At 73.2% G+C, this 17,024-nt stretch carries 15 protein-coding genes; 11 read left to right on the plus strand and 4 right to left on the minus strand.

The genetic code is table 11. The features are described 5' to 3' along the window. The first annotated feature begins 22 nt into the window (after window positions 1–22). Window positions 23–589, plus strand: coding sequence for a hypothetical protein (locus tag AC1DQF_RS07215; RefSeq protein ID WP_477524536.1), 567 nt, complete (start codon window positions 23–25; stop codon window positions 587–589). Between the two features lie 7 nt (window positions 590–596). Next, window positions 597–1,814, plus strand: coding sequence for an L-2-hydroxyglutarate oxidase (gene lhgO, locus AC1DQF_RS07220; protein WP_477524537.1), 1,218 nt, complete (start codon window positions 597–599; stop codon window positions 1,812–1,814). Between the two features lie 8 nt (window positions 1,815–1,822). Here lhgO and AC1DQF_RS07225 read toward each other — a convergent pair whose 3' ends face one another. From AC1DQF_RS07225 to AC1DQF_RS07240, 4 genes are read right to left on the minus strand one after another with little or no spacing between them, the layout of a single operon-like run. Further along, entirely contained in the window at window positions 1,823–2,728 is a 906-nt protein-coding gene (locus AC1DQF_RS07225) for a glycosyltransferase family A protein (RefSeq protein WP_477524538.1), read from the minus strand. Then, a complete protein-coding gene (locus AC1DQF_RS07230; protein WP_477524539.1) occupies window positions 2,725–3,129 on the minus strand; it encodes a DUF2304 domain-containing protein in 405 nt (134 codons plus the stop codon). The genes AC1DQF_RS07225 and AC1DQF_RS07230 overlap by 4 nt, the downstream gene beginning before the upstream one ends. Beyond that, a complete protein-coding gene (locus AC1DQF_RS07235) occupies window positions 3,129–3,902 on the minus strand; it encodes a glycosyltransferase family 2 protein (RefSeq protein WP_477524540.1) in 774 nt (257 codons plus the stop codon). The genes AC1DQF_RS07230 and AC1DQF_RS07235 overlap by 1 nt, the downstream gene beginning before the upstream one ends. A gap of 22 nt (window positions 3,903–3,924) precedes the next feature. Continuing rightward, window positions 3,925–5,250 carry a hypothetical protein gene (locus tag AC1DQF_RS07240; protein ID WP_477524541.1) on the minus strand — a complete coding sequence of 442 codons (1,326 nt, stop codon included), beginning with the start codon at window positions 5,248–5,250 and terminating at the stop codon, window positions 3,925–3,927. A 70-nt stretch (window positions 5,251–5,320) separates the two neighbouring features. Between AC1DQF_RS07240 and AC1DQF_RS07245 the strand changes: the two genes are divergently transcribed. From AC1DQF_RS07245 to AC1DQF_RS07285, 9 genes are all read left to right on the plus strand, one after another. Beyond that, a complete protein-coding gene (locus AC1DQF_RS07245) occupies window positions 5,321–6,700 on the plus strand; it encodes a glycosyltransferase family protein (protein WP_477524542.1) in 1,380 nt (459 codons plus the stop codon). After that, complete coding sequence (locus AC1DQF_RS07250) at window positions 6,697–7,902, plus strand: winged helix DNA-binding domain-containing protein (RefSeq protein ID WP_477524543.1); 1,206 nt, start codon at window positions 6,697–6,699, stop codon at window positions 7,900–7,902. The genes AC1DQF_RS07245 and AC1DQF_RS07250 overlap by 4 nt, the downstream gene beginning before the upstream one ends. Before the next feature lie 71 nt (window positions 7,903–7,973). Continuing rightward, on the plus strand, window positions 7,974–8,690 hold the full coding sequence (locus tag AC1DQF_RS07255; protein WP_477524544.1) for a TIGR03936 family radical SAM-associated protein: 717 nt from the start codon (window positions 7,974–7,976) through the stop codon (window positions 8,688–8,690). 376 nt (window positions 8,691–9,066) lie between these two features. Next, window positions 9,067–12,663, plus strand: coding sequence for an Rne/Rng family ribonuclease (locus AC1DQF_RS07260; RefSeq protein ID WP_477524545.1), 3,597 nt, complete (start codon window positions 9,067–9,069; stop codon window positions 12,661–12,663). Window positions 12,664–12,815: 152 nt separating this feature from the next. After that, the gene (rplU, locus tag AC1DQF_RS07265; RefSeq protein WP_056885726.1) at window positions 12,816–13,133 is read left to right on the plus strand and encodes a 50S ribosomal protein L21; all 318 of its coding nucleotides are present in this window, start codon (window positions 12,816–12,818) and stop codon (window positions 13,131–13,133) included. Between the two features lie 82 nt (window positions 13,134–13,215). After that, entirely contained in the window at window positions 13,216–13,470 is a 255-nt protein-coding gene (rpmA, locus tag AC1DQF_RS07270) for a 50S ribosomal protein L27 (RefSeq protein ID WP_457207861.1), read from the plus strand. 89 nt (window positions 13,471–13,559) lie between these two features. Then, complete coding sequence (obgE, locus tag AC1DQF_RS07275; protein WP_477524546.1) at window positions 13,560–15,119, plus strand: GTPase ObgE; 1,560 nt, start codon at window positions 13,560–13,562, stop codon at window positions 15,117–15,119. After that, window positions 15,106–16,254: a glutamate 5-kinase gene (proB, locus tag AC1DQF_RS07280; RefSeq protein ID WP_477524547.1), complete on the plus strand. Its 1,149-nt coding sequence runs from the start codon at window positions 15,106–15,108 to the stop codon at window positions 16,252–16,254. Before obgE ends, proB begins: the two co-directional genes overlap by 14 nt. Before the next feature lie 119 nt (window positions 16,255–16,373). Further along, window positions 16,374–17,024: a hypothetical protein gene (locus AC1DQF_RS07285; RefSeq protein ID WP_477524548.1), complete on the plus strand. Its 651-nt coding sequence runs from the start codon at window positions 16,374–16,376 to the stop codon at window positions 17,022–17,024.

Here is a 17,024-nt window from a genome sequence, read left to right on the forward strand (position 1 = left end):
CGCCGATGCTAGGTTTCCCCGCGTGGAGCAGCACACGGAGGAGCCCGCCGGATCGACGGGCGCGGAGCAGGACGCGGCGAGCCTCCGCGACACCCTGCGCCTGGCCCGGCGTGAGCTGAAGTGGACCCAGATCGAGCACGAGCACCAGGCCGAGTCGCTGCAGCGGGTACGTCGGCAGCGGGCGCGGCTGCGCGAGCAGCTCGACCTCACCAGCGACGTGCTGGCCGCCGTCCTGAGCGAGCAGTACTGGGCCCAGGAGCGGGGACCGAGGGCGGCTCTCGGCCGACTGGCCCGCCGCGGTCGCACCGAGGGCGACTCCTCCGAGGCCGACCTCGTGGCGGAGGTCGAGGCCTCCGACCTCTTCGACGGTGGGTGGTACCTCCGCCGCTACCCGGAGGCGGTCCGCGACCGGGTGGCCCCGGCCGTCCACCTCGTGCGCCACGGCAACGAGCAGGGCCTCGATCCCAGCGAGCTCTTCGGGACCCGGGCCCACCTCGACGCCCACCCGGAGGCCGGGGACCTGCCCGCGCTGGTCCACCACCTCCGGACGTCGGGCTCTCGCACCGGCACCGCGTCCGCCCGGGACTGAGATCCCTGTGACCGGGACGGCGCACGACCACGTCGTCGTCGGCGGCGGCATCGTCGGGCTCGCCACCGCGCACCACCTGTTGCAGTCGCGCCCCGGGGCGGACGTCCTCGTCCTCGACAAGGAGTCGGACGTCGGCCGCCACCAGACCGGCCACAACAGCGGCGTCATCCACTCCGGCATCTACTACGAGCCCGGGTCGCTGAAGGCGCGGTTGTGCCGGGAGGGCGCCCGTCGCACCGAGGAGTACGCCGCACAGCGCGGCGTCCCGGTCCGGGTCATCGGCAAGCTCCTCGTGGCGACCGACGAGCGCGAGCTCGCCGGCATGCATGCCCTGCGCGAGCGGGCCGAGGTCAACAGGGTGGCCGCCGAGGTCATCGACGCGGCGCAGCTGCGTGCCCGCGAGCCCGCGGTCGCCGGTCTGGGGGCGCTCTGGCTGCCGGGCACCGGCATCACCGACTACGGCGCCCTCGCCCGGGCGCTGGCCGCCGACGTGCGCGGAGCCGGGGGCGAGGTGCGCACCGGGTGCGAGGTCCGCGCGATCGAGGAGGTCGGCGACGAGGTCCGGCTGACCACCTCCACGGGGGTCGTCCGGGCCCGCGACGTGGTGTTCTGCGCCGGCGTCCAGGCCGACCGGATCGCCCGGATGGCGGGGCTGGACGTCGATCTCGCCATCGTGCCGTTCCGCGGGGAGTACTTCGACGTGGTGCCGGAGCGGGCCGACCTCGTCTCGTCGCTGATCTACCCGATCCCGGACCCCGCGCTGCCGTTCCTCGGCGTCCACCTGACCCCCACCGTCGACGGTGGTCTCACGGTGGGACCCAACGCCGTGCTCGGCCTCGCCCGCGAGGGCTACCCGAAGCTCTCGTTCAGCTGGCGCGACACCGCCGAGATGGCCCGCTTCCGCGGCATGTACCCCCTGGCCCGCCAGAACGTCCGCACCGGCGTCCGCGAGCTGCGCAACTCGGTGTGGAAGACCGGCTACCTGCGCGAGTGCCAGAAGTACGCCCCGGACCTCACCGCCGACGACCTCGTGCCGCGCGAGGCCGGCATCCGCGCGCAGGCGGTGCTGCGGGACGGGACGTTCGTGCACGACTTCCTGCTGCGTCGTACGCCGCGCACGTTGCACGTGCTCAATGCTCCGTCACCGGCCGCGACGTCCGCGCTGCCCATCGGCCGGGTGCTGGCCCGCATGGTCCTCACCGGTGAGGACCACGTCGAGGCCTGAGGCGGTCGTCAGCGGCTGACGGCGTGGCGGACGACGGCGCGCAGCTGGGTGGGCGAGCGTCGACGCAGCGCAGCGGGCGCGAGTGCCAGCGCGTGCAGCCGCGAGACCCATCGCCGGCGGGCGGCCCGGGCGGCGCGCTCCCAGCCGAGGTCGTGCATCCGTCGCGCGGCCTCGGCGAAGTAGTCGCGGTCCTCGGCGAAGCGGTCGCCGGTGTGCAGCCCCTGCGACGACGCGCTCTGCTCGTGCCGCCGGTAGGAGAAGCAGACGGCCGGGTCGACGACCAGCCGCGACCCCCCGGCCACCAGGTCGAGGACCAGGGCGAGGTCGAGGATCGTCGGCAGGTCCGCACGGAAGCGCACCCGCTGGAGCGCCTCGTGGGTGAAGACCAGGGACGGCCAGTACAGCCAGTTGCCGCGCAGCAGGCTGGTGGCGAGCTCCTCGCCCCCGAGCACCTGCGGGCCGTCGCCGCGCGGCATCAGCCGCAGCTTGATCCGCTCGGTGAGCCCGTCGGCGGGCCGGCCCTCGTCGTCGATCACCTCGACCCCGAGCTGCACGATGTCGGCGTCGGGGTGCTGCTCGTGCGCGCGCCACGCGTGGGCGACGTACGACGGGTGGAGCAGGTCGTCGCTGCCCAGGAACGCCACGAGCGTCCCGGTGGCCAGCTGACGGGCCTTCTCGAAGTTGCCGGCGACGCCGAGGTTGGTCTCGTTGCGCAGGTAGGCGATGCGCTCGTCGGGGTGGTCGGCCCAGGTGCGCCGGGCGGTGGGGTCGGGGTAGCCGTCGTCGATGACGGTGACCCGCCACCGGGGGTCGGTCTGGGCCAGGACGCTGCGCATGGTCAGGTCGAGCAGGGCGGGGTCACCCCAGTAGGGGACGACCAGGTGCAGCCATGCCGCGTCGGCCGGTCCGCTCACGGCGTGGGGTCGGCGGGGTCGGCGGGCTCCGGCTGCTCGCCGGCCGCGTCGGTCGCACGTGTCCGGTCCACCTGCTCCAGGCCGAGCCGCAGCAGCGCGACCTCCTCGGCCAGGGTGCGCGTGCGCTCCTCCAGCCGACCGAGCTCGTAGCTGTGCTGCAGGCTCATGGCGAGCAGCAGGAGCGAGCCGAGGAAGAAGAGCAGGTTGGCCGGCACCTGCACGTGCAGCAGGTCGGCCGCCGCCGTGAGCACGGCCGGGAAGACGGTGATGACGATGAGGCCGAGGGCGACGAAGAACCACACCAGGGCGTACTTCTCGCGCAGCCGGTGGCGCCGCAGCATCTCGAACAGCACCACGGTCACGATGAGGGCGACGACCAGCCCCAGGATGCTCGGGGTCATCAGGAGCTCACCGCCGGCAGCGCGCCGGAGTCCGACACGCCCTCGTCGAAGGTCGCCGGCCAGCGGCGGACCAGGGCCAGCCCCAGCGCGACCACGGCGCGGCAGAGGAAGATCGCGGCCTTCACGGGGGAGGCGCTCGCCTGGCCGGCGGCGCGCGGGCGCATGTCGACGGGCAGCTGCCCGACCTTGCACCCGACCCGGGTGGCGATCACCAGGGACTCGACGGTGTCCCCGAGGTACTCGGCGGGGTAGTGCTCGGCGAAGACGGTCATCGCACGCCGGTTGCAGACCCGGAACCCCGACGTGACGTCGGTGAGGGTGGTGCCGGCGAGGCGGCTGAGCACGCCCGCGAGCAGGAACATCGCCCAGCGGCGCGGCCCGCGCACCCGGTAGGGGTCGTCGGGCCGGGCGAACCGGCTGCCGATGCAGATGTCGACCCGGTCGAGCTCGGCGATCAGGGTCTCCAGGTAGCGCGGGTCGTGCTGGCCGTCGGCGTCGATCTGGACGGCGACGTCGTAGCCGGACCGCAACGCGTGCCGGTAGCCGGTGCGCATGGCGCCGCCGACCCCGAGGTTGAAGGGCAGGCGTACGACGCTGGCCCCGGCCGCTGCGGCCACGGCCGCCGTGCGGTCGCCCGAGCCGTCGTCGACGACGAGCACGTCCACCGTCGGGTTGGTCGCGCGGATCTCGTGCACCGTCGCACCGACCGAGTCCTGCTCGTTCCAGGCCGGGACGATGACCAGGATGGCTCGAGATGTATCAGCCACAGTCATGGTGTGAGCCTAACGGTGGTGATCATCCGAGGCCGACCAGCGTGTGCACGGCCAGCGACAGGCTCAGTGCCGTGGTGACGCTGACCGCCACCAGGGCCAGTCGGGCGCGCAGGCAGACGGCGGCCGTGACGGCCATCAGGGCGATGAACGGGGCGCCGTACCGGTTGGGGAGCGGGAAGTAGTCGCTGGTGGTCAGGTAGTTCATGGTGACCAGGGCCAGCGTCAGCGCCACGACGACGCCGGCGGTGACCCGCGCGAGCCGCTGGTCGAGGACCCGTCCGGCCCCGAAGAGGGCGGCCGCCAGCAGCCCTCCGAGGAGCACCGCGGTGACCACCCGGCTCTCGAAGAAGGCCAGGCGCGGGTCACCGACGACCACCCACGGCGCCCCGAGCGGCGTCATCACCTGCGGGGGGCTCTCCAGCAGCCCCATCCACGGGAAGGACGGCACGTCGAAGCGGGTCGTCATCGCCGGGACCAGGTCGGTGGGGAAGTGCTCACGGGTGCCCTGGAGCACCGTCCAGCCGAGGCCGAGCACCAGCGAGGTGGCCCCGGTCACGACCGCGACCACGGCGGGCGCCCTGGCCCCCTGCCGGTCACCCGCGCGCCAGCGGTCGAGGGCGAGGGCGAGGAGGTAGAGGCAGGCGACGCCGACCGCGCCGACGTTGGTCAGCTTGACGAGGGTGGCGAGCACGGCGACGCCCACCAGGGCCACCGCCCACCACCGGCCCCGGCCCCGCTCCCAGCGCGTGAGGAGCAGGACGAGCAGTGATCCCCACAGCAGGGCCTGGCCGTCGGGGTTGATCGTCGCCGCGGGGTAGAGCAGGGCCGGTGCCGACAGGAGAAGCAGCCCCACCACGCCGGCCGCCCAGCGACCGGCGCCGCGGTAGCGCGCGGCGGCGTACAGCAGCGCGATCCCGCCGCCGAGCCAGACGATCCCGGCCAGCCGGGCGCCGGTCACCAGGTTGTCGACGGGTGTGAGCGCCTCGATGGTGGTGCCGACGACCTTGCCGAGCGTGTAGTAGACCGGCGAGTTGACCGAGGCGGTGTTGAAGCCGCTCTCCTGGAAGGCGTTGGGGTCGTAGGTGCCCCGCGGCCGGCACGGCGGCACCGGGTGGCCCGGGACGTCCAGGCCACGGCACGCCTGCTCGTTCATCGCCTGCTGCCCCACCCGGTCCCCCGGCGCGGGGGAGTCGGGAGCGATGTAGAGGTAGTCGATGTGCTGGAGCTCGTCGACCGGGCTCACCCGGGTGTAGGCGTCGACGTGCAGGGACACCATCACCGCGGCCACCAGGAAGAGTGCCGCGGCCACGAGAAGGTCCACCCAGCGGCGGGTCAGGGCGTCACGCATGAGGAGCAGGGTAGAGGGGGGACTGCGGCCGCCCGACAACCAGCGGCGTGTGAGAAGGCATACTTCCCGCGTGCCGACCCTGCCCCTCGTCAGTCGCCTCGCCCGCTGGCAGAAGCACGTCCTGCTGCTGCTCGCCTTCGCGATCGTCGCCGCTCCGCTGGTGGCGCACGAGGCCGTGAAGAACACCGAGCTCAGCATCTTCGACGAGTGGCAGTACGCCGACCGGGTGCACCAGGTCTCCGAGGGCGACCCGTTCATGCGCAACGGCGAGGTGCTCGGGCCGTGGTCCCAGGGCACCCGCGCCTGCCGCGGGATCATCCGGGTGGTCGGCCCCCAGCCCGATCCCTGCTGGGGCAAGGAGCCGGTGATCATCGCCAACTCCGCGGCCTCGGACCCGCCCTTCTACTTCGTGGCGACGGGGGCGGTCACCGGGGTCATGCTGGCCACCGGCATCACCGACAACCCCGTGATCACCGGGCGCCTCGTCGGCATCATCTGGATCGCCCTGAGCATGTGGTCGCTGTTCCTGCTGTCCCGGGCGATGGGGGCGACACGCGCCGCCTCCCTCGTCGTGTCGAGCACGCCGCTGCTCGTGCCGGCGTTCCTCCAGCAGTACACGTTCATCACCCCGCACGCCCTCGACATCCCCGTCGGGGCGCTCGCCGCGCTGGCGACGCTGCACTTCCTGCGCCGCGAGTGGCCGTGGTGGACGCTGGTCCTCGCCGGGCTCGGCGTGGCGGGGGTCAAGGGGTCCAACATCGTCATCGTGGTCGCGCTCGGCATCATGCTGCTCGCGGTCATCGCCTGGCCCGGCCGGCGCGAGGAGGCGGTCGTCGGGACGGGTGACGACCCCGAGGCGGATCCCGAGGTCGGGGACCGTGTCCAGGCGCCGCGCGGGAGGTTCTCCGACGACCGCAGTCGCGCGTTCGTCGCCGGGGCCCTGCTGGCCGGCAGCACCATCGTGTTCACCGTCGCCTGGATGGTCGTGGTCCGGATGACGCAGGTCCTGGAGCCGCCGCCGCCGGGTGACTTCATGGTCGACTCGCTCGACACGGTGGCGCTGGTCATCGACAGCTTCCGCTTCCTCTCGCCGTTCGGCGAGGGCCCGCTGGGCCTGCCCAGCGTGTGGTTCATCATGGCCATGACCGGCTCCGCGCTGGCCGTGTGGGCCGGCCTGGCCCGCCCCCAGCTCTCTTTCGTGCGCCAGCTCGCCCCCGGCTACCTCCTCGGTGCGGCCCTCTCGCCGCTGGTGCTGGACCTCATGGTCTTCGTCACCACGGGCCAGTACATCGGCATCCACCTGCGCTACGGCCTGTCGATCTACCCGCTGGGCCTCGCCTTCTTCGCCCTGCTGCTGCGCACCCGGACCTCGCTCGTCATCGCATCCGTCGCGCTGGTGCTGTACGCCGCAGGCCCGGCCCTGGCCGGCCTCGACAGCATCGCGATGTGAGCGGACGGGGCCACGACGTGAACGAGCCGGTCCGCCTGGTCACCGACGCGGAGCGTCGTGCCCGGATGGCGCGCCGTCACGGCATCGCCCCGCAGCACCGGGTCGCCGATCCGGTCGCGGCCACCCGCGCCATGACCGTCCTGCACTCCACCGAGCCGCCGACGCCGTACCTCTCGGTGCACGCCCGGGTCGACGGGGTCACCCGCGCCGACGTCGACCGGGCGCTGTACGACGACCGCACGCTGGTCAAGCAGCTGGCCATGCGGCGCACCCTGTTCGTCTTCCCACGAGACCTGCTGCCGGCGGCCTGGGGCAGCGCTTCGGCCCGGGTCGCGGGCATCGAGCGCCGACGGATCGCCAAGGACGTCGAGAAGGCCGGGTTCGCCCCCGACGGCGACGCCTGGCTCGACGACGCCCGCGCCCGCGTGCTCGCCCGTCTCGAGGAGCAGCCCGGGGGGATCGCCGCACGCGACCTGGGACGACTGTTCCCCGAGCTCGCCACGCCCGTGGCCGTCTCCGCCGGGTCGTCGTGGAACCACTCGCGCCTGCTCACCCACCTCGGTCTCACCGCCGACCTGGTGCGCGGTCGCAACGGCGGGYACTGGCGCATCTCGCGACCGGTGTGGACCCCGATGGCCGACTGGCTCGGGGAGGAGCCCGTCGCCCTGCCCGCCGAGGAGGGGTACGCCGCGCTGGTGGGCCGCTGGCTGCGGACCTTCGGGCCCGGCACCGAGACCGACGTGGTGTGGTGGCTCGGCGCGACCAAGGCCGCCGTACGCCGTGCGTTCGCCGACCTCGGGGCGGTCGCGGTGACGCTGGAGTCCGGCGACACGGGCTGGCTGCTCCCCGACGACCTCGAGCCCGAGCCCGCCGTGGAGCCGTGGGCGGCGCTGCTGCCCGTGCTCGACCCGACGTTGATGGGCTGGAAGCAGCGCGACTGGTACCTCGACCGCGACCACGTGCCGTACCTGTTCGACACCAACGGCAACGGTGGCACGACCGCCTGGTGGGACGGACGGGTGGTCGGCTGCTACGTCCAGGACGGCGCAGGGGTGGTGCACGTCGTGCTGCGCGAGGACCCTGGCCCGGACGCCCGGGCCGCCCTCGACGTCGAGGCCGGCCGGCTCACCGCCTGGCTGGGCGGCGAGTCGGTCAACAGCGTCTACGCCTCACGCCAGATGCGCGAGGCACGGCTGTCCTGAGCACCCTCCCCGCCGCGGTTCCACGCCACGCTTTCCGTGGTGGGCGTCGACGCGGATAGCCTGTGCCCGCCATGCCACGCCAGGATCCCCCGCAGCAGCCGCCCCCCGTCCAGCGCCTCCGGGTGCGCTACGCCAAGCGCGGCCGGCTGCGGTTCACCAGCCACCGCGACTTCAGCCGCGCCTTCGAGCGCGCCGTCTTCCGGGCCCGCATCCCGATGGCCTACTCGTCGGGCTTCAACCCGCACCCACGGATCTCCTACGCAGGCGYGGCCCCGACCGGCTCGGCCAGCGAGGCGGAGTACCTCGAGATCGCGCTCGCCGAGGTGCTCGTGCCGGGGGAGGTGCACACCCTGCTGGACGATTCGCTGCCCGACGGCCTCGACGTCATCGAGGTGGTCGAGTCGCCCGGCGGCTCGCTGGCCGACCGCCTCGAGGCCAGCCGGTGGCGCATCGACCTCGACGGTTCCCGGGAGGTCGTGGAGGCCGCGGTCGCCACCTTCCTGGCGGCCGAGGAGGTCCTCGTGGAGCGGATGACCAAGAAGGGCCTGCGCGAGTTCGACGCGCGCGGCGCCGTCGTGAGCCTGGAGGTCGGCCCGTCGGGGTACGACGACCGCTCGACGATCGACGTGGTGCTGCGGCACGGGGTGCCGGCGGTACGCCCGGACGACGTGCTGACCGCACTGGTCTCGGTCTCGGACGTCGTGCCCGGCCCCGCGCCGCTGATGACCCGCCTGGCCCAGGGACCGCTGTCGGAGGACGGCGCGGTCGGCGATCCGTTCGTCGCCTGACGCCTGACACCGCGGTTCGTGGTGAACCGGATCAGGGTCCGGTGTGCGATACTCGCCACGTTCGTCACGAGGTGGTCCGCCAGCTCGCCGACGGGCCGACGACGTTCTCGCCGTACCGACCAAGGGTCGGCACATCGGATGAAGGTCGTCACCAGACCGCGACGCGGCCTGTGGGTCGGTGACAGCGATCCACGTGGATGGGACCACCAGTCCCGACCGGGGCCCGGCGACCGCGGCAGGTGACGGCACGCACCCGGTGACGCACACGCGGAGGGTGTCGCCGCCACACGAAGGCTTTGCGCCCCGACGTCCCCTGCGGCCTCGCGGCGCCGACACGGCTCCGGACCTCGAGTCCGGTGCCGGCGAGGAGAGCGACATGCTCGACGACAACCCGAACGACAACGGCAGCACCACCGGCGAGGCCGGCGTGGAGGGCTCCGCCGGGAGCGCCTCGGCACCGCCGACCGTGACCCGCACCACGCGCAAGACCGCCGCGCGCAAGACCACCACCCCGCGGGCCCGCAAGGCGGCCGCCCCGGTGGCCGAGGGCGCCGGCTCGACCGAGCCGCCCGCGGCCCCGCCCGAGGCGTCCGATGCCTCCGCCGCACCGGTGGTGAAGAAGACCACCCGCACCCGTGCGCCGCGCAAGGTCGTCGCCACCGCGGCCGCCGAGACCCCGGCCGTCACCGCCACCGAGGCGTCGACCGCCACGTCCGACGCGCCCCCGCCGGCCAAGAAGGCAACGGTCCGCAAGACCACCCGCACCCGCAAGACCGCCGCGTCCGCTCCGGCCGACAGCAGCACGGACACCGGAGTCGAGGCCGCCACCGAGGCCACCACCGAGCCCGCTGCCTCCGCCGCGGCCGGCAGCACGGACGAGGCGCTCGCCCCCGCCAGGAAGGCGACGGCCCGCAAGGCGACGGCCCGCAAGAGCACCGCCAAGAAGGCCGCCGCGGCTCCCGTCGAGCCCACCGAGTCGGTCGACGCCGTCGACTCGGCCGAGCCCGCTGGGTCCGCCGACGCGACGTCCCCGGGTGCCGCCGACCGTCCGGCCCGGAAGACGGCCAAGAAGTCGGGGTCCCGCTCGGGCGCCAAGAAGGCCGCGGCCGTCTCCACCGACGCCGACGCGACCGAGGCGCCGGTGGGCGACGCCGTGGGCACCGCCGGCGACACCGCCAGCGACACCACCGCCGGGGGAGTGGTCCCGCTCTTCCAGGCCCCCGAGGCCACGCCGACCGTCACGCGACGTACCCGCAAGGCCCCGGCCACGAAGGTCGCCGCCCCCGTCGCGGAGCCCGAGGTCGTCGACCCGGACGCCGAGGACGAGGACGCCGCCGCGACTGCCGAGACCCCCGAGGCCCAGGACGAGGCCCCGACCGAGGGCCAGGACGAGGGCCAGGACGAGAGCCAGACCGACGAGTCCGACGACGAGTCGGGTGAGGGCGGCAACGGTCCGGCCCGCCGCCGACGCCGCCGTGGAGGCCGTCGCCGCCGCAAGGGGGGCGACGGGTCCGGGACCGACGCCGAGGGCGACGGTGGGGACGACGACGAGGCCTCCGAGGACTCCACCGCCTCGACCGACGAGTCCTCCGACGACTCCGGCGAGCAGGGCGAGGGCAGCTCGCGTCGCCGTCGCCGTCGCCGCCGTGCCGGCGAGGAGGGCGGGTCCGACGACGACGAGCCGAACACCGTCACCAGGGTGCGCAGCCGTCGCGCCGCCGAGGACCAGATCACCTCGCTGGCGGGCTCGACCCGCCTGGAGGCCAAGAAGCAGCGCCGCCGCGAGGGTCGGGAGGCCGGCCGACGTCGCGCGCCGATCGTGAGCGAGGCCGAGTTCCTGGCCCGCCGCGAGGCCGTCGACCGGGTCATGGTGATCCGCCAGCGCGAGGAGCTCACCCAGATCGGTGTCCTCGAGGACAAGGTGCTCGTCGAGCACTACGTCGCCCGCGAGTCGCAGACCTCGCTCATCGGCAACGTCTACCTCGGCCGGGTGCAGAACGTCCTGCCCTCCATGGAGGCCGCGTTCATCGACATCGGCCGCGGCCGCAACGCCGTGCTGTACGCCGGTGAGGTCAACTGGGCCGCGCTCGGCCACAAGGAGGGCCAGCCGCGCAAGATCGAGGCGGTCCTCTCCAGCGGCCAGCCGATCCTGGTGCAGGTCACCAAGGACCCGATCGGCCACAAGGGCGCCCGCCTGACCAGCCAGGTCAGCCTGGCCGGCCGCTTCCTGGTCTACGTGCCCGACGGCACCACGAGCGGCATCTCGCGCAAGCTCCCCGACACCGAGCGCAACCGCCTCAAGACCCTCCTCAAGGAGATCGTCCCGGACTCGGCCGGCGTCATCGTGCGCACGGCGGCCGAGGGGGCCAGCGAGGAGGAGCTGACGCGCGACGTCGAGCGCCTCAAGGCCCGCTGGGAGGACATCGAGGGCAAGGCCCGCGGCAACGCGCCGGCCCTGCTCTACGGCGAGCCCGACCTCACCCTCAAGGTCGTCCGCGACCTCTTCACCGAGGACTTCAACAAGCTCGTCATCCAGGGTGACGACGCGTGGGAGACCGTCCAGGGGTACGTCGAGCACGTCGCCCCGGACCTCGTCGACCGCGTCGAGAAGTTCGAGGCCCCCGAGGGTGCCTCGGCCAAGAAGGCCGACATCTTCGCGGTGCACCGCATCGACGAGCAGATCGCCAAGGGCCTGGACCGCAAGGTCTGGCTGCCCTCGGGCGGCTCGCTCGTCATCGACCGCACCGAGGCGATGACGGTCGTCGACGTCAACACCGGCAAGTTCACCGGCTCGGGCGGCAACCTCGAGGAGACGGTCACCAAGAACAACCTCGAGGCCGCGGAGGAGATCGTCCGCCAGCTCCGGCTGCGCGACATCGGCGGCATCATCGTCGTCGACTTCATCGACATGGTCCTGGAGTCCAACCGCGACCTGGTCGTACGCCGCCTGGTCGAGTGCCTGGGCCGGGACCGCACCCGCCACCAGGTCGCCGAGGTCACCTCGCTCGGCCTCGTGCAGATGACCCGCAAGCGGATCGGCACCGGCCTGCTGGAGTCCTTCAGCCACGACTGCGAGCACTGCCACGGCCGTGGCGTGGTCGTGCAGAGCGACCCCGTCGAGCCCGGCCGGGGCGGTGACGACGAGCCCCAGCGGTCCGGTCGCGCACGTGGCCGCGGTCGCGGACGTGACGGCGGGCCCGCCCAGCAGGGCGGCAGCCAGTCCGGCGGCCAGCAGTCGTCGGCACCCTCGCCCCGGGACGTGGCCTCGATGGCACGTGCGGAGAGGGCCGACGAGGACGCCCGCGCCGCCGAGTCCGGTGTGTCCACCGACGCCGGCACGTCCGGCGAGGACGTCCGTGCCGAGGACTCGCAGGCCGCGAGCACCGGCACCGATGCCCAGGAGGACACCCAGAGCGACAACCAGTCCGGAGCCTCCGAGGGTGGCAGTCGTCGTGGCTCGCGCCGCGGTGGCCGCTCCGGCGGCCGCTCCCGCGGTGGGGCCGGGTCCTCGCCCGAGGGCGGCACCCAGACCGCCGAGGTGACCGAGACGTCCCAGGACGCCCCGGTCGAGCCGGCCGGGCTCGAGGAGAGCACCGACGCGGTCGATGAGGGCACCGTCGAGACCGTCCCCGCGGCCGACACCGCCCCTGCGGCGGCGTCGCCCGAGCCGGGGGTGGCCGAGGTCGTCGAGGCCGCCGCCCCCGCGGAGGAGGAGACCGAGGAGCTGACCCGGGCGCCCGCTCCCGAGCCCGAGCGACCCCGGGTCGTCACCCGCACCCGTCGTCGCTCTGCCAGCCGTCCGGCGGGTCCGCCGTCCGGTGCGGCGGGCACCCTGCCCGAGTCGGGACGGGTCGAGCCGGGCACCTCCGACGTCGAGCCGGGCGGCGAGTCCGACCCGTCGGCTCCCGACGCCGGCTCGGAGCCGCACGTCGAGCACGTCCCGATCAAGAAGAAGGGCGCTCGCAAGCGCTGATCCACCGGAGACGGAGGGCGGCGGGGCCTCGTTTTGACCCTGCCGCCGTCCGGCCCGTAAAGTTGTCCCTTGTGCGCTTCGGCGTGCCACCTGACTTTGCCCGTGGCGGTTCCGCCCGGCATCCATGAAGACCCGAGGAGAGTGAGTCCGCCGTGTACGCAGTTGTGCGCAGTGGCAGCAAGCAGCAGAAGGTTGCTGTTGGCGACGTCATCGAGATCGACAAGATGGACCTGAAGGCCAACACGGTCGGCAGCACCCTGACTCTCCCCGTCGTGATGGTGGTCGACGGCGAGACCGTGACCGCGACCGGCCTGGACAAGGCTGCCGTCACGGTCGAGATCCTCGGCGCCACCAAGGGCCCGAAGATCGTCATCCAGAAGTACAAGAACAAGACCGGCTACAAGAAGCGCCAGGGTCACCGCCAGAAGTACACCCAGGTCAAGGTCACCGACATCTCCCTGTCGGCATAATTCGGACGAGCGTGTCGGCTTCGCCGCCACGCTGCCGTCCGGGAGCTCGTCACAGGAACCCACCCTCAGAAGGATTGAACTCATGGCTCACAAGAAGGGCGCCGCGTCCACCAAGAACGGCCGCGACTCCAACAGCCAGCGCCTCGGTGTGAAGCGCTTCGGCGGCCAGACCGTCAACGCCGGTGAGATCATCGTGCGTCAGCGCGGCACCCACTTCCACCCGGGTTCCGGCGTGGGCCGTGGCGGCGACGACACCCTCTTCGCGCTGCTGGCCGGTGCCGTCGAGTTCGGCACCAAGCGTGGCCGCAAGGTCGTCAACATCGTCCCCGGCGAGTGACGCTGCAGCGACACTGAATTCCACCGCGGAGGGCGTTCCTGATCTCGGGAACGCCCTTCACGCATTTCTTCACTACTGAGAGCGAAACCATGGCTGTCCCGACCTTCATCGACCAGGTCACGTTGCACATCAGTGCGGGTCGGGGCGGCAACGGCGTCGCGTCGGTCCACCGTGAGAAGTTCAAGCCCCTCGGCGGCCCCGACGGCGGCAACGGCGGTCCCGGCGGATCGGTGATCCTGCGGGTCGACCCCGACGTCACGACGCTCATCGACTACCACCACAGCAACAAGCGCCAGGCCGAGCACGGCGGCCACGGCGCCGGCGCGCACCGCAACGGTGCGCACGGCGCGGACATGGTCCTCCCGGTCCCCGACGGCACGCTGGTCAAGCGCGCTGACGGCGAGATCCTCGGCGACATGGTCGGGGCCGGCACCGAGATGGTCATCGCCCAGGGCGGACGTGGCGGCCTCGGCAACGCGGCCCTGGCGAGCAGCAAGCGCAAGGCGCCCGGCTTCGCCCTCCTCGGCGAGCCCGGCGGCGAGATCGACGTACGCCTGGAGCTCAAGGTCGTCGCCGACATCGGCCTGGTCGGCTTCCCCAGTGCGGGCAAGTCCAGCCTGATCGCCGCGATGTCGCGGGCCCGGCCCAAGATCGCCGACTACCCGTTCACCACCCTGGTGCCCAACCTGGGTGTCGTCCGAGCGGGCGACGTGACCTTCACCGTCGCCGACGTGCCGGGCCTCATCGAGGGCGCCGCCGACGGCCGCGGCCTCGGCCACGACTTCCTGCGCCACATCGAGCGCTGCGCCGCGCTGGTGCACGTCATCGACACCGCGACCATCGAGCCGGGTCGCAACCCGCTCGACGACCTCGACGTCATCGAGAACGAGCTGTCGCGCTACGGCGGCCTCGAGGACCGCCCCCGCCTCGTGGCCCTCAACAAGGTCGACGTGCCGGACGGCAGCGAGATCGCCGACATGGTCCTCGACGAGCTGGCCGAGCGTGGCCTGCGGGTCTTCCCGGTCAGCGCCGCCTCCGGCGCCGGCATGCCGGCCCTCACCTACGCGATGGCCGATCTCGTGCATCGTTCGCGCACCGAGACGCCGGTCGTCGAGGCGACACGCATCGTGATCCGGCCCCCGTCGATCGACGGCGGCGGCGACTTCGACGTCACCGAGACGACCGAGGGCTGGCGCGTCCGCGGCGAGAAGCCGGAGCGCTGGGTGCGCCAGACCGACTTCAGCAACGAGGAGGCCGTGGGCTTCCTGGCCGACCGGCTCAACCGGATCGGCATCGAGGACCGGCTGGTCAAGCTCGGCGCCCAGGAGGGCGACGCGGTCATCATCGGTCCCGAGAACAACGCGGTGGTCTTCGACTTCAAGCCCAGCGTCGAGGCCGGCGCCGAGATGCTCGGCCGCCGTGGCGAGGACGAGCGGCTGCGCGAGGAGCGCCCCTCGGCCACCCGTCGTCGCGACATCCAGGAGCAGATGCCCGACCGCTCCGAGACCGAGACCCGCGCCGACGTGGCCCGCCGCATCGACCGCAGCAAGGCTGCTCCGAAGACGGTGACGAGCTCCGGCATCGGCCCGATGTCCTACGAGATCGGCACGTCGGACGACCCCGACTGGGACGGCAGTGAGCAGGACTGACGGTCCCACCGCCGGGGCCACCGACCGGGCCGCCCTGGTCGTCGGGGCGCGCCGGATCGTGGTCAAGGTCGGCTCGTCGTCACTGACCACCGCGGCCGGGGGGATCGACCCGACCCGGATCCGACAGCTCGTCGAGGTGCTCGCCGTGGCGCGCGAGCGCGGTGCCGAGGTGGTCCTGGTCTCCTCCGGCGCGATCGCGGCCGGCCTGGCCCCGCTCGGCCTGACCCGCCGGCCCAAGGCGCTGGCGGCCCAGCAGGCTGCGGCCAGCGTGGGCCAGGGGTTGCTGGCGCACCGCTACCAGGAGGAGTTCGCCCGTCACGGCCTCGTCACCGGCCAGGTGCTCCTCACCGCCGAGGACGTCACTCGCCGCGCGCATTACCGCAACGCCTACCAGACCTTCGCCAAGCTCCTCGAGCTCGGCGTGCTGCCGATCGTCAACGAGAACGACACCGTCGCCACCTCCGAGATCCGCTTCGGTGACAACGACCGCCTCGCGGCCCTGGTCGCGCACCTCGTGCACGCGGACCTGCTGGTGCTGCTCTCCGACGTCGACGGCCTGTACGACGGCCCGCCCGGCCGCGCCGRCGCACGCCTGCTCACCGACGTCCGCTCCGCCGTCGATCTCGCCGCCGTCACCATCGGCACCACGGGACCCGCCGGGGTGGGTACCGGCGGCATGGTCACCAAGGTGGAGGCCGCACGCATCGCCACCGGCGCCGGCATCCCGGTCGTGCTCACCGCCGCCGACCACGCCTCCGCGGCCCTCGGCGGTGCCGAGGTCGGCACGCTCTTCCACGCCACGGGCGGGCGTCGTCCCACCCGGATGCTCTGGCTCGCGCACGCCACCGACCCGAAGGGCACGGTCACGCTCGACGCGGGAGCGGTCCGCGCCGTCACCGAGCGCGGTGCCTCGCTGCTCGCCGCCGGGGTCGTCGCCGTCGACGGGGCGTTCGTCGCCGGCGACCCGGTCGACCTCGTCGACCCAGCGGGGGTCGCGGTGGCCCGTGGCCTCGTCAACTACGACGCGGACGAGCTCCCCGAGCTGCTGGGGCGCTCCAGCCAGGACCTCAAGGCCGCGCTGGGACCGGCGTACGAGCGCGAGGTCGTGCACCGGGACGACCTCGTGCTGCTCTGACCGCGGAGTCCCCGCGTCAGGACGTCGTACGAGACAGCACCAGGCACACACCACCGGGGCGACCGGCACCGACAGGTAGGTTCGCCAGCCTGGGAAGTGCGGCAGGTGAGGAGCGACCGATGACGTGGGACCCGACACCGGAGGAGGTCGCCGAGGAGGCGGCCTTCCGGCGCCTGTACGGCGAGTGGGTCGCCCTCGACCCGGCGGGCACGGCGGCCTTCATGGCCGGCTACCCGGGGGAGTGGTGGGTCGTGGGCGGCTGGGCGATCGAGGCCTTCACCGGCGTGGCCCGCCGGCACGAGGACATCGACCTGGTGATCTGGCGACGGGACCTGCCGCTGCTGCGCACCCACGTCGGCGACCGTCACCACGTCTGGAGCGCCGGCAGCGGCGCGATCCGCCCGCTCAACGACGACTGGCCCGAGCCGCACGAGCACGCCGGCCAGGTGTGGCTGCGCGACCACGCCACCGCACCGTGGTTCCTCGACTGCATCCTCTCCGAGGACCGCGGGGGGCTCTGGGTGAGTCGACGTGACGACGCGCACGTGGTGCCGCTCGCCGACGTGACGTGGGTGGCCGCCGACGGCATCCGCTACATGCGTCCCGAGGTGGTGCTGCACCACAAGGCGCGGCTGCACCGGCCCAAGGACACCGTCGACCTCGAGGTGGCGTGGCCGCTGCTCGACGCGGGCACGCAGGCGTGGCTGCGCGACGCCGTACGCCGCGAACGCCCGGACCACCCGTGGCTGGTCGGGCCGATGGCGTCGTGA

It is taken from the genome of Nocardioides sp. P4_G4, from assembly GCF_056401085.1.

Excerpts from the sequence above, each read along its gene's own strand:
- obgE (WP_477524546.1), top strand. The coding sequence starts at position 13,560 with ATGGCTGTCCCGACCTTCATCGACCAGGTCACGTTGCACATCAGTGCG.
- rpmA (WP_457207861.1), top strand. The coding sequence starts at position 13,216 with ATGGCTCACAAGAAGGGCGCCGCGTCCACCAAGAACGGCCGCGACTCC.
- AC1DQF_RS07230 (WP_477524539.1), bottom strand. The coding sequence starts at position 3,129 with ATGACCCCGAGCATCCTGGGGCTGGTCGTCGCCCTCATCGTGACCGTG.
- AC1DQF_RS07240 (WP_477524541.1), bottom strand. The coding sequence starts at position 5,250 with ATGCGTGACGCCCTGACCCGCCGCTGGGTGGACCTTCTCGTGGCCGCG.
- AC1DQF_RS07235 (WP_477524540.1), bottom strand. The coding sequence starts at position 3,902 with ATGACTGTGGCTGATACATCTCGAGCCATCCTGGTCATCGTCCCGGCC.
- AC1DQF_RS07260 (WP_477524545.1), top strand. The coding sequence starts at position 9,067 with ATGCTCGACGACAACCCGAACGACAACGGCAGCACCACCGGCGAGGCC.
- AC1DQF_RS07285 (WP_477524548.1), top strand. The coding sequence starts at position 16,374 with ATGACGTGGGACCCGACACCGGAGGAGGTCGCCGAGGAGGCGGCCTTC.